Genomic DNA, 18,596 nt, shown 5'->3' on the forward strand with positions numbered 1-18,596 from the left:
AGAAAAAGCGACAGCAGTGTCGACGCGTGGGCCATTTTGTTTCTGATCATTCTTGTAGTAGGAACAGCGGTCTTCTGGGTCGGTCACCAGTAACATCCGCGCTCCGGGCCGTTCTCCCAAGGCCCGGATAACCTGTGGCAGATGCCTGTTCAGTGCCATCACACCCCGGCCAGATACAGCACCAGCTTGACGATGGCAAACAGCGTCAGGCCGAACACCGCCGTGAACAAAACTCCCAGAATCACAAAGTGACTGGGTTTGCCGTGGGTAAAATCCCTTTCCCGGTTCTTGCCGCTCTGCACCCCGAACGCCGCCGCCATGACGCTGTGCAGCATCTGCCAGAAACTCGGCGGTTTGTTGTCGATTGGATCGTCCATAAATCCCTCTGCGAAAAGTCATCCTCCTGAAGCATAGCCAATCCGCTGGGTCCGGGATGCCATCGAAGCAGCCCGGACAAGTTTGAGCGATACCCGAATAACGCAGAAGCGATAACGCGACATGGTTTGCTGACCGCTCCATGAAAAAGGAGTGACCATGAACGTTATCCCCCCCAAACCAGTGTCGGCGCTGCCTGCGTCGACCGCTCAGCCGGCAGACCCCGGTCGGTCAGTAAAGCTCATTGCAACGCAAAGCCTGCATGGCGAGTTTCTCGAGACATCGATCCCGCAATGGTTGACCAGCGCTTTGCCGCATCGGCGCGAGGCGCTCAAGGCGGTTCCGACCGCGTTACCAGCCTGGTATCAGCATGCGACGCCGGCCCAGCGCAAAACCCTCGACGAGACTTTCAAGGCCAGCGTCATTGCCCAGAACAGTCTCGACAAAAGCATGGCGAAATTCGTCGATGTCGAATCATTCGCCAGGCCGTTATTGATCAAAGCCTTGAAGGACCAATACGCGCTGGAAATCGATGTAGACAAAACCCTGTTATGTCTGCGGCGCCCGGTCGAAATGGGTATTCAGAGAACCGTATTGGCCTCGTTCGAGGTTCTCAAGATCACGCTGCTGGAAGCCTCGCTGCACAACTTCGAAGCTGACGAATGTGAAGATACTTATCATTCGAGCTCCGGTTTTGTTGTGGCGACGCCTGCTGCGGACACATTCAAGCACGTCGACACAGGCCTCACGGTCAGCCAGTTTTTGCACCTTTGCCGCAATCTGGATATCGGCCAGCAATACCAGACATACCTGCAGGGATTTTTCCATCCGGGGGAAGCGGTGGCAGCGGCGGTGCTCAGCGAACGCTTCATCGCCAGCCAGAAGGCAGCGATGCGCGCCGCAGCCGAACAGGCGCTATTGCGCAATGACATCGAGGCGGCAGATCACGCGATGATCCTCTCGGTCATCGACGGCGAAATGCACCCGTGGATGGGGCGCAAGCAAGTCTGGTTCCAGGACCTCGGCCTGATGAAAAAAAGGCTGACCGGGTGCGTGGCTTTCGTCATCTGCGAAAAATATCGTTACACCGATGAACTGATCCTTTACATCCCCAACGACCCGGAACATCCGCTCAAGCGCTACACGTTCGAGCAAATGCGCGAAGAGCTCGAGCGCTTGCTCACCGCACGTGATGCTTCGCAACAGACCAACGCAGAGCCCACCGCCTACCAGCGTTTTTTCAGTCAGTTCCTGCCCTATGATCAGCGCCCCTATTATTTCAGCCAGTTCAGGCAAAAGGCAGCCGACTCAGCGGGCGATGCTTGGGATCTGCTGCGCTCGCCATGGCTGTCGGTGCTTCAGGGCTTGGCCGGCGGTTCAGCCTTTACCCGGATTCAGCAGGTACCACCCGAACGCCAGGTCAAATGGGAGCCAGTGGCGGATCCTTACATCGCGCCGTCAACCGTTGGACGCAAGGGGCGAGGGCTTTGGGCGGCGAACGAGGACTTGTGGCAATACCTTTATGCGCAGAATCGCGCCAAGGTGTTGGCCGACGCGAAAAGTCACGCGGTACCCACTGCCGATGTCGATGCGAAAGCACGAGACGTCAAACTGGCCCATCTGATGCAGCTCGGCATGCTTGGTCTGAACATGGTTTCGATGTTCGTGCCTGTGTTGGGTGAAGTGATGATGGTGGTGATGGCCGGGCAATTGCTCTCTGAAACGCTCGAGGGCGCAATTGAATGGGCCGAGGGCGACCGTCGTGCGGCCAAGGATCATTTGATCGATGTGGCAGAAAACCTCGCGCAGATTGCGCTGATGGCAGGTGTGGGCGCGGGAGTGCGGAAAATCGCCAGCGCCCAAGCCGTGCCGGTCATTGAAAGGCTGCATCCGGTGAAGTTGGCCAACGGCGAAACCCGACTGTGGAAACCCGACCTGAATGCTTACGAGTCCGCTGTCGCGCTGCCAGTCAGTCCCGGCCCGAACAGTGCCGGCCAGCATGTGCTTGACGGCAAAACCTATATTCGCCAGAGCGGCAAGGTCTACGAGCAGTTTTTCGATGAATCGATCGGCAAATGGCGGCTCAGGCATCCGACCGACATCAACGCCTGGCAGCCGGTGCTCGACAGCAATGGACGCGGTGCCTGGCGTCATTCGCTGGAGCGTCCGCAGGATTGGGATCGTCTGACCCTGCTGCGACGTATCGGCCATGCAACCGATGCCTTCTCCGATGAACAGCTGATCAAGGCTGCCGATATCAGCGGTGTCAGTGACGCCGCCCTGCGCAAGATGCACATCGATTCTGCGCTACCGCCACCGGAACTGACCCAGGCCATGCGCATGATGCAAGCAGGCGGCAACGCGGCACTGGTTGTCGAGCAGTTGCGCGGGACAAAACCGATCGATGAACTGTACCTCTATGCATTGCCGCTGATCACCGAAATGCCGCGATGGCCGGAGAACCGGGTGCTGGAAGTCTTCGACGGCGAGCAATTGTCCGGCAAGTCCGTCAGGTATGGCTCCGCGCGGCGGTTTCGCGACGTCGGCGTCAAGCCACCCATTCAGATATCGCGGGCCGATATCTTCAGCGGTGAACTGCCAGCACGTATTCTCGCAGCGCTGGACGAGGCAGAAATCACTCGGCTTCTCGGCGAGCAGGGCGCACGCGTGGGCGATGCCCGACCTGCAGAGTTTGGCAAGCAGATCGCCGAATACGCAGACACCCGCCAGCCGGCGATTTACGACAGCATTTATCTGGGGACCGACCCCGTTGATCCGCAGGTTGTGCGTTTGCAGAAGGCCTGCCCCGGACTCAGTGAGCCGGCGGCGCAAACGGTGCTGGCCCATGGTCGCCCCGATGATCTTGAGCGGCTCGGCTCAGGGCAACGAGTACCTTTGCGCCTGCTGGAGGAAGCCCGCTGGTACGCGCATCAGAGTCGACAGGTAGCGGCATATGCCGGTCTGCGTAGCGAAAACGTCGCTTCTGCGGACAGCCGGCGTCTGGCGTTGCACACGCTCGAGCAATTGGCGGGGTGGCCCGACAGTATTCGCATTGAGGTTCGCGAAGGCCATGGCGCCGGCATGCTGCTTGACAGCATCGGCAGTGAAACAGCCGGCGAGAAAAAATACCTGATCAAAAAAGGCGTTCAGTTTCAAGCATTCAACGAACGCGGCGAGGCACTCAACAGCCTGCCTCGCAACGGCGACAACTTTTACTCGTCGATCATGCATGCCCTGCCTGATCACGCGCGCCGCAGCCTCGGTGTGCCTGAGGTCGGGCAGTCTGCCGGGTTGCAAGCAAAGATCATCGATTACGCCGACCAGCACCAGGCGGACGCACCCGCGCTGCTGGCGCCGCAGGTCAAGTGGATAAAGCCGCCGGTGCGGGTGAACGCTACCTTGATCGGTTATCCCGCCAGTGGACGCGGCGCGGGATCGGCACCGAACCTGCTGGCTCATGTGCAGGATCTCTACCCGCAACTGAGCGACGAACTGGCTCACGGTTTCCTACTTGACCAATACCGGGCAGGAAAAGACAACCGCGCCATTTTCGAGCTGTTGCAATCACGTCGGCGTGAGTGGGAACAACTGAAGGCGACGCTGGATGAATGGGCAGGCACAGCGGCTGCGGCGCCCTGGGAACGCTCCGGAACAAATTACAGGTTTCTCGCCGCGCAAGCGCTGAAAGCCTGCTGGCGCAACGCTTTGTCCACTGGGCTCGCGGGTGCCGATCAGCTGTCGATTCTCACCTACGATCCTCTGCCAGAGCTGACCGCCGACTTTGCTCATGTGCGTGAACTTTCGATTGGCGGTGGGGGCCTGACCGACGCCAATGCTGACGCTTTCCTGGCGCGATTTGCCAACGTCGAAAAGTTATCGCTGGGAGAGCGAGGCAGTCTGTTTGGCGCGTACATGGAGCAGGAGCAGTCATTGACGACCTTGCCCCTGAGCGTGACGCGCATGTCTGGGTTGAAGAAGCTCAAGTTACGAACCCCAGCCAGGGTGATGGCTGCCGATCTGGCGACAAGATTGCGCAGCTTGACCGCCGTTGAGGAGCTTCATCTTGATTTTCCCGGCGGCGCAGGCAGCCCGCTTGACCTGGATCTGGCTCCCCTTGAACGACTGAAGAAACTCAAGATTGAAGCGCCGGGCCTGACGCAGTGGCCGGCTTATGTGGAACGACTGCCTGAGCTGGAACGTCTGGATCTGACGCAGACCGCTATCGCGTCCCTTCCACAGACCCTCTATGTCGGGCACGAGAAACTCTGGGCCGGTTTGTCCCTGGATTGGTCGAAGTTTTCCCATGAAGCGTTCAAACCTGCTTACGACTACGTGAAAAGCTACATGGGGGAGTGGGGGCATCTGGTTGATCTGGACTCGATGGTCCGCCGCTACTGCGCCGGGGAACTGCAGTTCCTCACAGGCGAGGCCGGCCGTCTCAATCCATTACCTCAGCGCATCATGAGCCTTTGGAATACTCCGGAAACCCGGCTCAAAGCCGTGGAGATTCTGCGAGTGGAGCACAGCGCAATTTTCCGCCAGTTCTACGAGGCCACCGCATCCAGAGGATTGCGTAATGCGACGCCGGCAGCACGCTGGCAGACGCCACCCAATGCCCGGGTGGTTCGTGCCCTGGAAAAAAACTGGCGCGCCGCCATACGCAGGCGTTATCGCTTGAATGACGATGTTCGTCCGTTCAATGCGATGGACTGGACATCCGGCAGCGATCTCGACGACGCAAGTGTGTTTGAGCTGGTCGACACCGCTTGGGCGCAGGGCGCGGAGTCGGTCAGTGAGCTGCCGCAATTGCCGGCCGGTACGTTTGCTCATGTGCAAAACGTTCGGCTGGACCGGTTGACTGTGCCGATCGAACAGATTCGCGGTTTTCTCCAGGCATTCAGTGGCGTCACAAGCCTGGAAATCACCTCCTGCGGATTGAGCGAAGTGCCGGTCCGGCCAGCCGATTTGCCGCAGCTCGCACAGCTGGACCTGTCTTTCAACCGTATTGTCGTGACCCCTGAGGTTCAAGACCAATTCGACGCGCTGAGCAGTCTGGAACATCTCAATGCCCGGCTCAATCGGCTCGACACACTGGACGTTTCTCGCCTGACCGGGCTGAAGACACTGAATCTTAGCTCAAGCGGGCTCAATGAATGGCCCAAGGGGGCGGAGAACCTGGCGCATTTGCAGGCACTGGATTTGCGTCATAACACCATCGGTTCGCTCCCCGAACACGTGCTGGCCAACGACGCGGTGCTGCTCAAGACCCGCCTGTTGAACAACCTCTTCAGTGGCAACGGCGAAGCGAGCTTAAGGGCGGCGCAGAAACGTATTGAAAAGGCCCTGGGTTTGCCCGACAGCGCTTTGCAACGGTTCGAATCGCAATCGGCATCGTTACTCGCCAGTTCCAGCAGTGCGACGCCTGACACGGCACTGAATCGCGCCGCTCATCTATTGCCGCTGCCATCTGCCACGGCCATTACGCAAGGCGCCGACATGAGCCGTACCGTGGTGGAAATCTTTCCGTCACTTTCACTTGAAAATGCCCAGGCCAGCGTTGAGCGTTTACGCAATGAGGGTCTGTCCAATGAGCAGATGGTGGGCAGACTGACCCAGTGGCGAGCGAGTAACGAGACGTTGACGCGTGAGTTGAACGGCTGGATCTTCAATCCGGCGCAAGGGTCTGGTGAAAGGGCATCGCCATCTGCAAGGTTCTTCGACGCGACCAGGATCCGCGCTTGCTGGCGGGACGGGCTTACTGGCCATACCGAATCCGCCGGGCGGACGCTGAGCCTTTCTGCGAGCGGCATGGGTGATTTACCCGTGTTGTCAAACGTGTTTTCCCATGTGCGAACGCTGGACCTGACCGGGGCAAAATTTTCCGTCGAGAGTTTCAACCTCTTCTGCCCGGCGTTTCCGGAGTTGACCACTCTGATGCTCAATGGCAATGGACTGGTACATCTGCCGGAAGCTGTCGGCAGTCTGAACCGGCTCGAGCGGCTGGAATTGAGTGGTAACCGCCTGGCCGTGGCGCAAAGCGTGTATCAGCACGCGAGCGGGGCGCGGCTGCGCTGGCTCGACCTCAGCCACAATCAGCTGGAAGAGTTCAGCGCCAGAACCTTCAGCCGTCTGGAAACCCTCAACCTCGCCCAGAACGGTCTGGATTTCTGGCCTGAAGGTGTACTTGAATTGGCCCCTCTGCAAAGGCTGGACCTGTCGGGCAACAACATCATGGTCTTCCCGGACCGGCTGTTGGGCGGCAATCACGAGGCGCTTGTGGCGGGCACCGATCTGTCGGAAAACTCGCTGTCACTTAACGCATTTGAGCAGATCAGGGACTACAGCTTCGCGCATGGCGCAGGTGATGTGCTCGGCTACACGCCCGAGTCATTGCAGCGTTTGATCGCCGAGCGTATGAGCGACTCGGAAAGCGATACCAGTTCCGAATCGGATTCGGATTCGGACTCGGGCTCAAGCTCGGGCTCAGGGTCCGATAGCGACGACGGCGATGATCCGCGTGGCGGAGGTGGTGGGGCTAGCAGGTCCGTGGATGCGCATGCCGCTGTGGAAGCAGCGGAGGTGATTGCCAATCCGGCGCAGGATGTGGCGGCGCCGGCGATGGAAACCTGGATGACCTATACCCATGCAGATGCGCGTGCAGCGCGGCAAGCGCTATGGCTGCAATTGGCTCGACAGGCCAACCATGAGGCGTTCTTTCATTTGCTCTCGACTCTGCCCTACACCCTGGAATTCAGGTTTGCCGGCGCCGAACTGACCCATCGGGTCTGGCAGGTGATCCAGGCTGCCACGCAAAACGCTGAACTGCGCGAGCTGTTGTTCCTCAACGCCGAAACCCACGGCACGTGCCCCGATGGCCGGATCCTGTCTTTCAGCGAACTGGAAACCCGCGTCTATGAGTTCAACGCCCTGCGCGACATTCCGCGGCATCGTCCGCTGCAACGCGGCAGAGCGTTGCTAGACCTGACTCGACGGCTGTTCCGCCTGGAAAGGGTGGATCGATTGGCCGAAGCCGCCGCCAGGAACAAGGATCGCGCGGAAGTCCGCCTGCAATACCGCATCGGCCTGACACGCGGCTGGCCGGACGACCTTGAGTTGCCGGCGCAACCCGAACACATGTTGTACGCCTCACCGATTCGCGGGCAGCGATTGCTCGACGCGCGAGCCTCGGTTCTCGCGGACGAGGCATCACCGCTGTTTCTGGAAGATCTGATTGCGCGGGACTACTGGATCCGCTATCTGCAGGATCGCCACGTCGCGGCGTTCGAGGCACTCGAGCGCGACGCCACCCAGCGGCACGAAGCGGTCGAGGATGCCTACCCCGATAAAGAAAACAGCAATTATCTGGACGCGATGAGAGTGCTTGAAATCGAAAGGGCGGAGGCGCGTATCGAGAAGCTCAAGGCTTTGACTCGCACAGAACTGGAGAGCCTGGCGTCGCAGGATGCGGGAGCGTCGCCATCGGCCCCGTCTTCACCGAAACCCGGGCCTTCGTGGCGCCGCGACTGAGTGATCGAGCAGACCTGGGAGCAGGGCGCTCCCAGGTCCGCGGCCCGATCAGCTGTCGTAACCCAGATTCGGCGCCAGCCAACGCTCGGTCACGCTCAGATCCTGTCCCTTGCGTGCGGTGTAGCTTTGCACCTGATCCTTGTCGATCTTGCCCACCGCAAAGTATTGCGCTTGCGGATGGGCGAAGTACCAGCCGCTGACCGCTGCGGCGGGGAACATTGCGTAGTGTTCGGTGAGGAACACGCCACTGCGCCCGGCGCGCATTTCCGCAGCCTCTGGATCGAGCAGGGTGAACAGTGCCGCTTTCTCGGTGTGATCCGGGCAGGCCGGGTAGCCGGGAGCGGGGCGGATGCCACGGTATTGCTCTTTGATCAGTGCATCGTTGTCGAGGGTTTCATCCTTGGCGTAACCCCAATGTTCTTTACGCACTTGCTGGTGCAGCCATTCGGCGCAGGCCTCGGCCAAGCGGTCGGCGAGGGCCTTGACCATGATCGAGTTGTAGTCGTCGCCAGCGTCCTGATAAGCCTTGGCCACTTCTTCGGCGCCGATGCCGGCGGTGGTAATGAAGCCGCCGACGTAGTCGGTGACTTCGCTGTCTTTGGGCGCAACGAAGTCGGCGAGGCAGAAGTTCGGCTTGCCGTCGGTCTTGATGATCTGCTGGCGCAAGTGATGCAGCTTGGCCAGCGGCTTGCCGTTGTCGTCGTACAGCTCGATGTCGTCTTCGTTGACCTGATTGGCTGGCCAGAAACCGAACACCGCACGGGCGCTGATCAGCTTTTCGTCGATCAGTTTGGTGAGCATTTCCCGGGCGTCCTTGTACAGCGCAGTGGCGGCCTCACCGACCACTTCATCTTCAAGGATGCGCGGGAACTTGCCGGCCAGGTCCCAGGAAATGAAGAAAGGCGTCCAGTCGATGTACTCGGCCAGCACGTTCAAATCGATATTGTCGAGCACCTTGCTGCCGGTGAAGGTCGGTACCACTGGCTGATAATTGGCCCAGTCGAATTGCGGCTTCTTGGCGATGGCGGCGGCATAGCTCAGGCGTTCGGTGCGGGCGCTGCGATTGGAAGTGCGCTCGCGCACGTCGATGTATTCCAGGCGGGTCTTCTCGACGAAACCGGCCTTGAGCTCCTTGGACAACAACTGTGTCGCCACGCCGACGGCGCGCGAGGCGTCGGTCACGTAGACCACGGCATCGTTGCTGTACTTCGGCTCGATCTTCACCGCAGTGTGCGCCTTGGAGGTGGTCGCGCCACCGATCATCAGTGGCAGATGGAAGTCCTGACGCTGCATTTCGCGGGCAACGTGAACCATCTCGTCCAGCGACGGCGTGATCAGGCCGGAAAGGCCGATGATGTCGCATTTTTCTTCTTTGGCGACCTGCAGGATCTTCTCGGCCGGGACCATCACGCCGAGGTCGACGATGTCATAGCCGTTGCAACCAAGCACCACGCCAACGATGTTCTTGCCGATGTCGTGCACGTCGCCCTTGACCGTGGCCATGAGGATCTTGCCCTTGGCTTCCGGCTTGTCGCCTTTCTCCAGTTCGATGAACGGGATCAAGTGCGCCACGGCCTGCTTCATCACGCGGGCGGATTTCACCACTTGCGGGAGGAACATTTTGCCGGCGCCGAACAGGTCGCCGACGATGTTCATGCCGGACATCAGCGGGCCTTCGATCACTTCGATCGGCCGCGCAAACGACTGGCGGGATTCTTCGGTGTCTTCGACGATGTGCGTCGTAATGCCCTTGACCAGCGCATGTTCCAGACGTTTGTTGACGTCCCAGTTACGCCACTCTTCGGTCTCGGCTTCCTTGACGCTACCGTCGCCCTTGTACTTGTCAGCGATGGCGAGGAGGGCGTCGGTGCCGTCCGGGGTGCGATTGAGGATCACGTCTTCGACCGCGTCGCGCAGCTCCACCGGGATCTGATCGTAGATCTCCAGTTGACCGGCGTTGACGATGCCCATGGTCAGCCCGGCGCGGATCGCGTAGAGCAGGAACACCGAGTGAATCGCCTCACGCACCGGGTTGTTGCCACGGAACGAGAACGACACGTTGGACACGCCGCCGGAGCTCAGCGCATACGGCAGTTCGTCGCGGATGTAGGCGCAGGCGTTGATGAAATCGACTGCGTAGTTGTTGTGTTCTTCGATGCCGGTGGCGACGGCGAAGATGTTCGGGTCGAAGATGATGTCTTCCGGCGGGAAGCCGACTTCGTTGACCAGAATGTCGTAGGAGCGTTTGCAGATTTCCTTTTTGCGCGCTTCGGTGTCGGCCTGGCCGGCTTCGTCGAAGGCCATCACCACCACCGCAGCGCCGTAGCGCTTGCACAGCTTGGCGTGATGGATGAACTGCTCGACGCCTTCTTTCATGCTGATCGAGTTGACGATGCCCTTGCCCTGAATGCACTTGAGGCCGGCTTCGATGACTTCCCATTTCGACGAGTCGATCATGATCGGCACGCGCGAGATATCCGGTTCGCCGGCGATCAGATTGAGGAAGGTGACCATGGCCTTCTTCGAATCGAGCATGCCCTCGTCCATGTTGATGTCGATGATCTGCGCGCCGGCCTCGACCTGCTGCAGCGCGACTTCGAGGGCTTCGGTGTAGTTGTCTTCACGGATCAGGCGGGCGAATTTTGCCGAACCGGTGATGTTGGTGCGCTCGCCGACGTTGACGAACAGCGAGCTGCGATCAATGGTGAACGGCTCCAGACCCGAAAGGCGGCAGGCCTCGGGAATGTCCGGAATCTGCCGCGGCGCATAACCGGCCACAGCTTTGGCAATCGCTTCGATGTGCCCCGGCGTGGTGCCGCAGCAACCGCCGACGATGTTGAGGAAACCGCTCTGGGCGAACTCTTCGATGACTTTCGCGGTTTGCGAGGGCAGTTCATCGTACTCGCCGAATTCATTGGGCAGGCCGGCGTTCGGGTGCGCCGAAACGTGGGTGCTGGCCTTGTTCGACAGCTCTTCCAGGTACGGGCGCAGTTCGCTGGCGCCGAGGGCGCAGTTCAAACCCACGGAGATCGGCTTGGCGTGGGCCACCGAGTTCCAGAACGCCTCGGTGGTCTGGCCGGACAGGGTTCGACCGGAGGCGTCGGTGATGGTCCCGGAAATCATGATCGGCAATTCGAGGTGCAGCTCTTCGAACACACCTTGTACGGCGAAGATCGCCGCCTTGGCGTTGAGGGTGTCGAAAATGGTTTCGATCAGAATCAGGTCGGCGCCGCCCTCGATCAGGCCTTTGGTGGCTTCGGTGTAGTTTTCCACCAGCTCATCGAAGGTGACGTTGCGGTAGCCGGGGTTGTTGACGTCGGGCGACAGTGAGCAGGTGCGGCTGGTCGGGCCGAGCACGCCGGCCACGAAGCGCGGCTTGGCCGGGTTTTCGGCGGTCTTGGCGTCGGCAATCTTGCGCGCCAGACGTGCGCCTTCTACGTTTAACTCGTACGCCAGCTCTTCCATACCGTAATCGGCCATGGAAATGCGCGTGGCGTTGAAGGTGTTGGTTTCGAGAATGTCGGCGCCGGCGTCCAGATAGGCTTTTTCGATACCGCCGATCACGTCCGGACGGGTGATCACCAGCAGGTCGTTGTTGCCCTTGACGTCACTCGGCCAGTCCGCGAAGCGCTTGCCGCGATAATCCTGTTCTTCGAGCTTGTAGCTCTGGATCATCGTGCCCATCCCGCCGTCGAGAATCAGGATGCGCTCTTTGAGGGCTTGCTTGAGAGCTTGAAGGCGGACGCTGCGATCGGACATGTGGACTACTCGGAAAGACCATTACGAAGGAGCGCGATCATAGCAAACCTGTGCGCTTTTGGAGCATGTGCAGCTTTTGCATGAATATCGCTCATGTTGGTACGAGCGTCATAACGGTAGAATCGCAGCCTTTTTTTATCATCGAGATCAGCAGCATGCCGCACCGCTTCATCAGTTTATGGTTGCTGGTCCTGAGCGGGAGCGTTGCGGCGCAAGATCCCGCCATTTCTTCTTCCATCTCCTACAGCCGAGACATCCAACCGATCTTCACCGAGAAGTGCGTAGCCTGCCATGCGTGCTATGACTCGGCCTGTCAGCTCAATCTCGGCAGCGGCGAAGGCGCCGCCCGTGGCGCGAGCAAGATGCCGGTATATGACGGCGAACGTACCCAGGCTGCACCGACCACGCGATTGTTTTACGACGCCTTCGGCAAGCGCGCCTGGCAACAGAAAGACTTCTATTCGGTGCTCGACGCCCAGGGCAGTCAGGCCGCGCTGATGGCACGGATGCTTGAACTCGGCCACAAGACACCGCTGACGCCGAACGCCAAACTGCCAGAAGAGATTGTTCTTGGGCTCAATCGCAACAATCTATGCGCAATGCCTGCGGAGTTCGACGGATATGCCGGCGCGCACCCGAAAGAGGGTATGCCGCTGGCCGTCACCGGTCTGACCGACCAGCAATACCAGACCTTGCAGCGCTGGCTGGCGTCTGGCGCGCCGATTGATGAGCAGAGCCTGGCGCCGACTGCCAAAGAGGCCATGCAGATCCTGCAGTGGGAGAACCTGCTCAATGCTCCCGGAGCTCGGCAAAGTCTGGTCGGGCGCTGGCTGTTCGAGCACTGGTATCTGGCGCACATCTATTTCAAGGACGGCGAGCCGGGGCATTATTTCCAGTGGGTGCGTTCGCGCACGCCGAGCGGCCAGCCGATTGATCTGATCGCCACGCGCCGCCCCAACGACGACCCGGGCACGCAGGTGTATTACCGCTTGTGGCCGGTGCAAGGGGTGATCGTGCACAAGACGCACATCACTTATCCGCTGAGCGCGGCGAAAATGGCCCGGATCAAGAGCCTGTTCTACAGCGGCAACTGGCAGGTCAACGCGTTACCGGGTTACGGGCCGCAAAGCCGCGCCAATCCGTTTGCCACCTTCGAGGCGATTCCGGCGCAGGCGCGCTATCAGTTCATGCTCGATAACGCTGAATACTTCGTCCGCACCTTCATTCGCGGGCCGGTGTGCCGTGGGCAGATCGCGACCGACGTGATCCGCGACAACTTCTGGGCGCTGTTCCAGGCGCCGGAACATGATCTCTATATCACCGACCCGAACTACCGCGGCCAGGCCACGCCGCTGCTGGCGATGCCGGGGCAGAACGACGATGTCGGCAGCGTGCTGAGCCTGTGGCGCAACTATCGCGACAAGCGCAACGAATACGAGGCACTGCGCCGTGACAGCTATGCCGATCTGCCGGCGCCGAGCTGGTCGACGCTGTGGGCCGGCAACGACAACGCCTTGCTGAGCATTTTCCGCCACTTCGACAGTGCTTCGGTGACCAAGGGGCTTATCGGTGAGGTGCCGCAAACCATGTGGCTGTTCGACTATCCGCTGCTGGAGCGCACCTATTATCAGCTCGCGGTTAACTTCGACGTGTTCGGCAACGTCTCCCATCAAGCGCAGACTCGCCTGTATTTCGACCTGATCCGTAACGGCGCCGAGCAGAACTTCCTGCGCCTGATGCCCGCCGACTCGCGCGAGGATTACCTCAACGATTGGTATCAGGATGGCGGTCAGTTCAAGATGTGGCTCGATTACGAGGCGATCGATGACGACAAACCGACCGCGCTGAAACTCGACGAAAAAGACCCGAAACACGATTTCGCCATGCAGTTGCTGGCGCGCTACGGCGATCTGAATGCACGGCCGGACCCGATCAATCGCTGCGACGGCGCTTATTGCTCGCGACCGAATATCGATCCGGCGTTGCAGAACGCCGAGCAGGCCCTGAGCCGTCTGGCCTCGCGACCGGCCGCAGGGTTGAAAGTCATCGACCAGTTGCCCGAAGCGACCTTGCTGCGCGTTGAAACCGCCAGTGGCAAGCGCGAGGTCTACAGCGTGCTGCGCAACCGCGCCCACAGCAACGTGGCGTTTTTGCTCGGTGAGTCGCTGCGCTATCAGCCGGGGCTCGACACGTTGACTGTCTATCCGGGCGTACTCACCAGTTACCCGAATTTCATGTTCAACGTCCCGGCCGAGCAGGTGCCGGCGTTTGTCGATGCGATGGAGAATGCCAAGGATGCCAATCGGTTCGAAAAGATCGTCGAACGCTGGGGCATTCGGCGCAGTCACCCGCAGTTCTGGCTGTATTTCCACGATCTGAGCCAATACATCCACGAAACCGACCCGGTGGAAGAGGGCGTGCTGGATATGAACCGGTACGAGAATCTTTGAGTATTCGCAGGCGTGTGCCCGGGATTCTTTCCCGACAAAAATACTAGGACTTTGTCAGCCGCGCCGATTGGCGTAAACTGCGCCCACGCCTGCGAGGAGTTTTTATGACCGCTATTACCATTACTGACGCCGCCCATGATTACCTGGCCGATCTGCTCTCCAAGCAGAACACCCCGGGCATCGGCATCCGCGTTTTCATTACCCAGCCTGGTACCCAGTACGCCGAAACCTGCATTGCCTACTGCAAGCCGGGCGAAGAGAAGCCTGAAGACACCGCGCTGGGGCTGAAAAGCTTCACCGCCTACATCGATTCGTTCAGCGAAGCGTTTCTCGATGACGCCGTTGTCGACTATGCCACCGACCGCATGGGCGGCCAGTTGACCATCAAGGCGCCAAACGCCAAGGTGCCGATGGTCAACGCCGACAGCCCGGTCAACGAGCGCATCAACTACTACCTGCAAACAGAGATCAACCCGGGGCTGGCCAGCCACGGCGGTCAGGTCAGCCTGATCGATGTGGTCGAGGACGGCATCGCCGTATTGCAGTTCGGTGGCGGTTGCCAGGGCTGCGGCCAGGCTGACGTAACCTTGAAGGAAGGCATCGAGCGCACTCTGCTCGAGCGCATTCCTGAGCTCAAGGGCGTTCGCGACGTGACCGACCACACGCAGAAAGAAAACGCCTACTACTAAGGTGTTCGCTGCGAGCATGAAAAACGGCGCCCCGTGAGCGCCGTTTTTTTATGGGCAACTTTTGCCGCCCCATTCGCGAGCAGGCTCGCTGCCACATTGAAATGCAATGACCTGTGGGAGCGAGCCTGCTCGCGAAGGCGTCTTCAAGGGCGATAAAGATGCGCATGCCCGGCGCGATACAACGATGATTCGCCAAACACCTCGCTGCCCAGCACCCTGCCAACCAGAATCAGCGCCGTACGCCGAAAGCCTTTGGCCTCGACCTTGTCGGCAATGTCCGCCAATGTACCTACCACCCAGTCCTGATCCGGCCATGTCGCGCGGTGAATAACGGCAATCGGGCAGTCCGCGCCGTAATGCGGCAGCAGTTCGACCAGTATCTTTTCCAGATGATTGACCCCCAGATGAATGGCCATGGTCGCGCCGTGCTGCGCCAGGCTCGCCAGTTCTTCGCCGGCGGGCATCGCGGTCTTGTCGGCGTAACGGGTCAGGATCACGCTTTGCGAAATGTCCGGCAAGGTCAACTCGGCGCCCAGCAGCGCTGCGCATGCCGCTGTGGCGGTTACGCCCGGAATGATCTCGAAAGGAATGCCCAGTTCACGCAAGTAGCGAATCTGCTCACCAATCGCGCCGTACAGACCTGGATCCCCCGAATGCACACGGGCCACATCCTGGCCTTGGGCATGGGCAGTCTTGATCTGATCGATGATCTGCTCCAGGTGCAGTTCAGCGCTATTGACCACGATTTCGGCCTGATGACCTTCCAGCACCGCCGCGGGTACCAGCGAACCGGCGTAGATAATCACCGGGCAGCTGCGAATCAGCCGTTGGCCTTTGACGGTGATGAGTTCCGGGTCGCCGGGGCCGGCGCCGATGAAGTAGACGGTCATCGTTGAATCCTTGTGAAGAGGCGCAGGCACACTGCAGATGAAGCGTGCTCATGATCGATGGCGGGGATTATCGGGATTTTATGCAGCGCCGGCCAATGCCAGCGTGGCCTGCGCATATTTCTGCCGGTGGATCAGCAGTTTCGCCGGCGCCTGAATCAACTGCTCGGCCAGCGCCAGCGCGGCGCTTTCCGCCACGCCGTAGCAGCCGGTGCGCTCAAAGGCGATCTGCGATTGATGGCTGAGATGCTGTTGATAGGGCGCCAGTTCGGCGCTGTTGAAATACTGCAGCGGCAGATTCAACTGTGTGGCCAGTTCCAGCAACCCCGGTTCGTCGCGCTTGAGATCGATACTCGCCAGAGCCTTGACCGCTCGCAGTTCGATGCGGTGTGCCTGCAAAGCCTGGTCGAGTAATGCGCGCAGCGTACTGGCCGGACAGCCGCGCTGGCAGCCGAGGCCGACCACGAAGGTCGGCGCTGCGCGGTCATTGGTCATGCCTGATATTGCCCTGCGCTTTTGCGGCGGAACAACCAGGCACTGATCAGGCCCAGAGCCAGCCAGAACGCGACGTTGGTCAGCTGCGAAGCGATTTTGAACTGGGTTTCCAGTGCCTCTGGAGCGAGCATCGAATGCACCTGCGGTTGCGGCGCGCCGATCACATGCGGCACGGCGAGAATCGCTACACCAAGAAGCTTCATCAGCCAGTGACGACTGAAGGCGATCAGTGCCAGGCCGACGGCGGTCGAAGCGGCAGTGCCGATCCACCAGATCTGCCGCGAAGCCAGATCGGCAGCCGCAGTGCCCGGCAATTCAGGTGGCAGGCCCAGGGTCGGCGCAAGAACGAACGTGGCGTAACCGGCCAGACCCCAGAGCAGCCCTTGCGAGGTCTTGGTCGGCGCGCGCAAGGTGTACAGGCCGGCGAGCATCAAGGCGAAACCCACTGCCACCACCAGATTACCGCCAGTGGTCGAGACCACACGCTGCCAGCCGTCTTCCGGCTCCCAGGCTTCGCCATCATGGCTGTGGGCGGCGGTGCCGGCGGCGTGTTCGTGGACTTGCGCGACCGGTTCGGATTTCTCGAAAGTTTCGGCCTGCAGAATCAACGGTGATACCCAGAAACTCTGCAGCAGGGTCAGCAGCAGGGCGGCCAGCAAGCCGGTGAAGCCTGCGGTTTGCGCGATACGCTTGATCATTTCGGCAGGCCTCAGTGGCACGGGAACGCGGCGCTGTGGCGGGTATCGTGGGCGGCGTTGTGCACCGCTTCGATGTGCGAGAAACCGGCGAACCAGACCAGGCTGGCACCGAGGATCGAGGCGAAGAGGGCGGCGGCGACGCGTTGGCCGAGTGTGGTGCTGCTGGAGATGTGGTCAGTGTGGCTGACGGTGTTACTGATGATCGACATAGCGCTTCCCTCTGAAATGTCAGCGGGTAAACAGAGCGCATGAAAATCCCTGCGGGCCGGGCACGCAGGGATTTCGAACAGCGCCCGCCCACCGCGGGTTTGTTTGTGTTCAGCGGCGCTTGCGCGCGCTGGGTGTTGCGGGCCGGTCTCCGGGCTCGCGAGGGGTTGGCTGGTCGCCGACCTGCAAGCATCACCTTCCCATGCCGGGGCACAGTGGATCTGACGCTTCGCTCGCTTACCGTTGCGGGGGCAGCACCGGACTGACATGGCTTTGAGTAAAGCACATGATTCACCGGTTTCCCGTTTCACCCTGTGAAGGGCACCCGTAACAAGGTGTGCAGGAGAACATGGGTTTGGGTTTTTAGTCAATTTCCGGGAGTTTTCGGTACTGCGATGTGGGCATTTTTCTGATGTTTTTGTGTGTATATCCGTTGCTGCGGGTGTTGCTGATTACGGTTTCGCCCTTACGGCGAGGCACTTTTTCCAAACGCCGAAAAAGTACCCAAAAAGGCTTGCTCCTACGTTCGGCCCTCGCAGGCTCGGGTTCCTTCGCTCCGGGACTGATCCGGGCGCAGCGGCTCCGGTTTGCTTCGCTGCACCTACACTCGCTGTGTACGACTGCGTCGTACGGTCGCTGCGCTCCCACGCCCGGATCAATCCCTCCACTCAGCCTTCCGACGTCGCCGGTGGATCAAGATCAAGAGCACTCGAGCTAACGCTCATTGTTGAGTGGGGCGGCTGCGCCGCGGGCAGCTGCGCTGCTTTGCTTTTGCTTTTGTGGGAGCGAGCCTGCTCGCGAAGGCGGCCTGACATCCGACCTGTTCTTGAGCTGGTGCGCGATCCAACTGTAGGAGCTGCCGAAGGCTGCGATCTTTTGCTTTTGCCTTTGCTTTTGCTCTGGCTTTTGATCTTTTGCCCCTTCGGCAGGCTTCGTTACGGGATCGATCCGGGGGTGGGAGCGCAGCGACCGTACGACGCAGTCGTACACAGCGGAAGGAGCTGCAGCGAAGCAAACCGTAGCCGCTGCGCCCGGATCGGTCCCGTAACGAAGGTACCCCGAGCCCCAGCGAGCGGGCCGTACGCCGGGGCAAAGCCTTTTGGTTCCTTTTTGGCGTTTGAAAAAGGGACTCGCTGTAAGAGCGAAACCATAAGAAGCCGTTACCGCAGCAACGGATATACCCCCAGTTTCAGACTCACCGACCATTGACCCACGACGGACCCATGCGTAGCCTTGCGCTTTCGAGGTTCTTCGGCACTCGCCGAAGCTAAGAAGGGAACGCGGTCAAAGCCGCGGCTGCCCCCGCAACTGTGAACGGTGATGTTCGTTGCCACGCCACTGCCAGCTCAACCGATGAGCCAGCGGGAAGGCGCAATGGACGCCAGGCCCAACGCCTGAACGCCGTCAGCCAGGAGACCTGCCTCGTTACAGATTCTCACTACAACCGGGCGGGGTGATCCGGTGGCGAATGCTTCCGGCGTGCATGCGCGCTGCCGGTTCTCGTCCCGT

The 18,596-nt window shown here is 60.3% G+C and carries 9 protein-coding genes and 2 riboswitches; of the genes, 3 read left to right on the top strand and 6 right to left on the bottom strand.

The features are described from left to right. Positions 1-158: 158 nt before the first annotated feature. Positions 159-377 carry a DUF2970 domain-containing protein gene (locus CKW30_RS02515; protein WP_041478699.1) on the bottom strand — a complete coding sequence of 73 codons (219 nt, stop codon included), beginning with the start codon at positions 375-377 and terminating at the stop codon, positions 159-161. A 157-nt stretch (positions 378-534) separates the two neighbouring features. Here CKW30_RS02515 and CKW30_RS02520 point away from each other — a divergent pair, with 157 nt between their 5' ends. After that, the gene (locus CKW30_RS02520; protein ID WP_095179732.1) at positions 535-7,902 is read left to right on the top strand and encodes a dermonecrotic toxin domain-containing protein; all 7,368 of its coding nucleotides are present in this window, start codon (positions 535-537) and stop codon (positions 7,900-7,902) included. Positions 7,903-7,950: 48 nt separating this feature from the next. Here CKW30_RS02520 and metH read toward each other — a convergent pair whose 3' ends face one another. Next, positions 7,951-11,661, bottom strand: coding sequence for a methionine synthase (gene metH / locus CKW30_RS02525; RefSeq protein WP_095179733.1), 3,711 nt, complete (start codon positions 11,659-11,661; stop codon positions 7,951-7,953). A gap of 155 nt (positions 11,662-11,816) precedes the next feature. Here metH and CKW30_RS02530 point away from each other — a divergent pair, with 155 nt between their 5' ends. Next, a complete protein-coding gene (locus CKW30_RS02530) occupies positions 11,817-14,111 on the top strand; it encodes a fatty acid cis/trans isomerase (protein WP_095180293.1) in 2,295 nt (764 codons plus the stop codon). A gap of 104 nt (positions 14,112-14,215) precedes the next feature. Next, positions 14,216-14,800, top strand: a complete 585-nt coding sequence (gene nfuA / locus CKW30_RS02535; RefSeq protein ID WP_003225494.1) for a Fe-S biogenesis protein NfuA — start codon at positions 14,216-14,218, stop codon at positions 14,798-14,800. A 143-nt stretch (positions 14,801-14,943) separates the two neighbouring features. Here the strand turns inward: nfuA and cobM are convergent, their stop codons facing one another. The 4 genes from cobM to CKW30_RS02555 all read right to left on the bottom strand — a co-directional run bounded on the left by cobM (position 14,944) and on the right by CKW30_RS02555 (position 17,089). Beyond that, positions 14,944-15,690, bottom strand: a complete 747-nt coding sequence (cobM, locus tag CKW30_RS02540; RefSeq protein ID WP_095179735.1) for a precorrin-4 C(11)-methyltransferase — start codon at positions 15,688-15,690, stop codon at positions 14,944-14,946. Between the two features lie 78 nt (positions 15,691-15,768). Next, positions 15,769-16,182, bottom strand: coding sequence for a cobalamin biosynthesis protein (locus tag CKW30_RS02545; RefSeq protein ID WP_095179737.1), 414 nt, complete (start codon positions 16,180-16,182; stop codon positions 15,769-15,771). After that, the gene (locus CKW30_RS02550; RefSeq protein WP_095179739.1) at positions 16,179-16,880 is read right to left on the bottom strand and encodes a CbtA family protein; all 702 of its coding nucleotides are present in this window, start codon (positions 16,878-16,880) and stop codon (positions 16,179-16,181) included. The genes CKW30_RS02545 and CKW30_RS02550 overlap by 4 nt, the downstream gene beginning before the upstream one ends. 11 nt (positions 16,881-16,891) lie before the next feature. Beyond that, positions 16,892-17,089 (bottom strand): CbtB domain-containing protein, encoded by a 198-nt coding sequence (locus CKW30_RS02555; protein ID WP_016774486.1) that lies wholly within the window; start codon positions 17,087-17,089, stop codon positions 16,892-16,894. A gap of 122 nt (positions 17,090-17,211) precedes the next feature. Next, positions 17,212-17,431: riboswitch (cobalamin riboswitch) on the bottom strand. Positions 17,432-18,314: 883 nt separating this feature from the next. Then, positions 18,315-18,527: riboswitch (cobalamin riboswitch) on the top strand. The last annotated feature ends 69 nt before the right edge of the window (positions 18,528-18,596 follow it).

Source organism: Pseudomonas sp. Irchel 3F6, from assembly GCF_900187595.1.
In the GTDB taxonomy this organism is placed as follows: Bacteria; Pseudomonadota; Gammaproteobacteria; order Pseudomonadales; family Pseudomonadaceae; genus Aquipseudomonas; species Aquipseudomonas siliginis.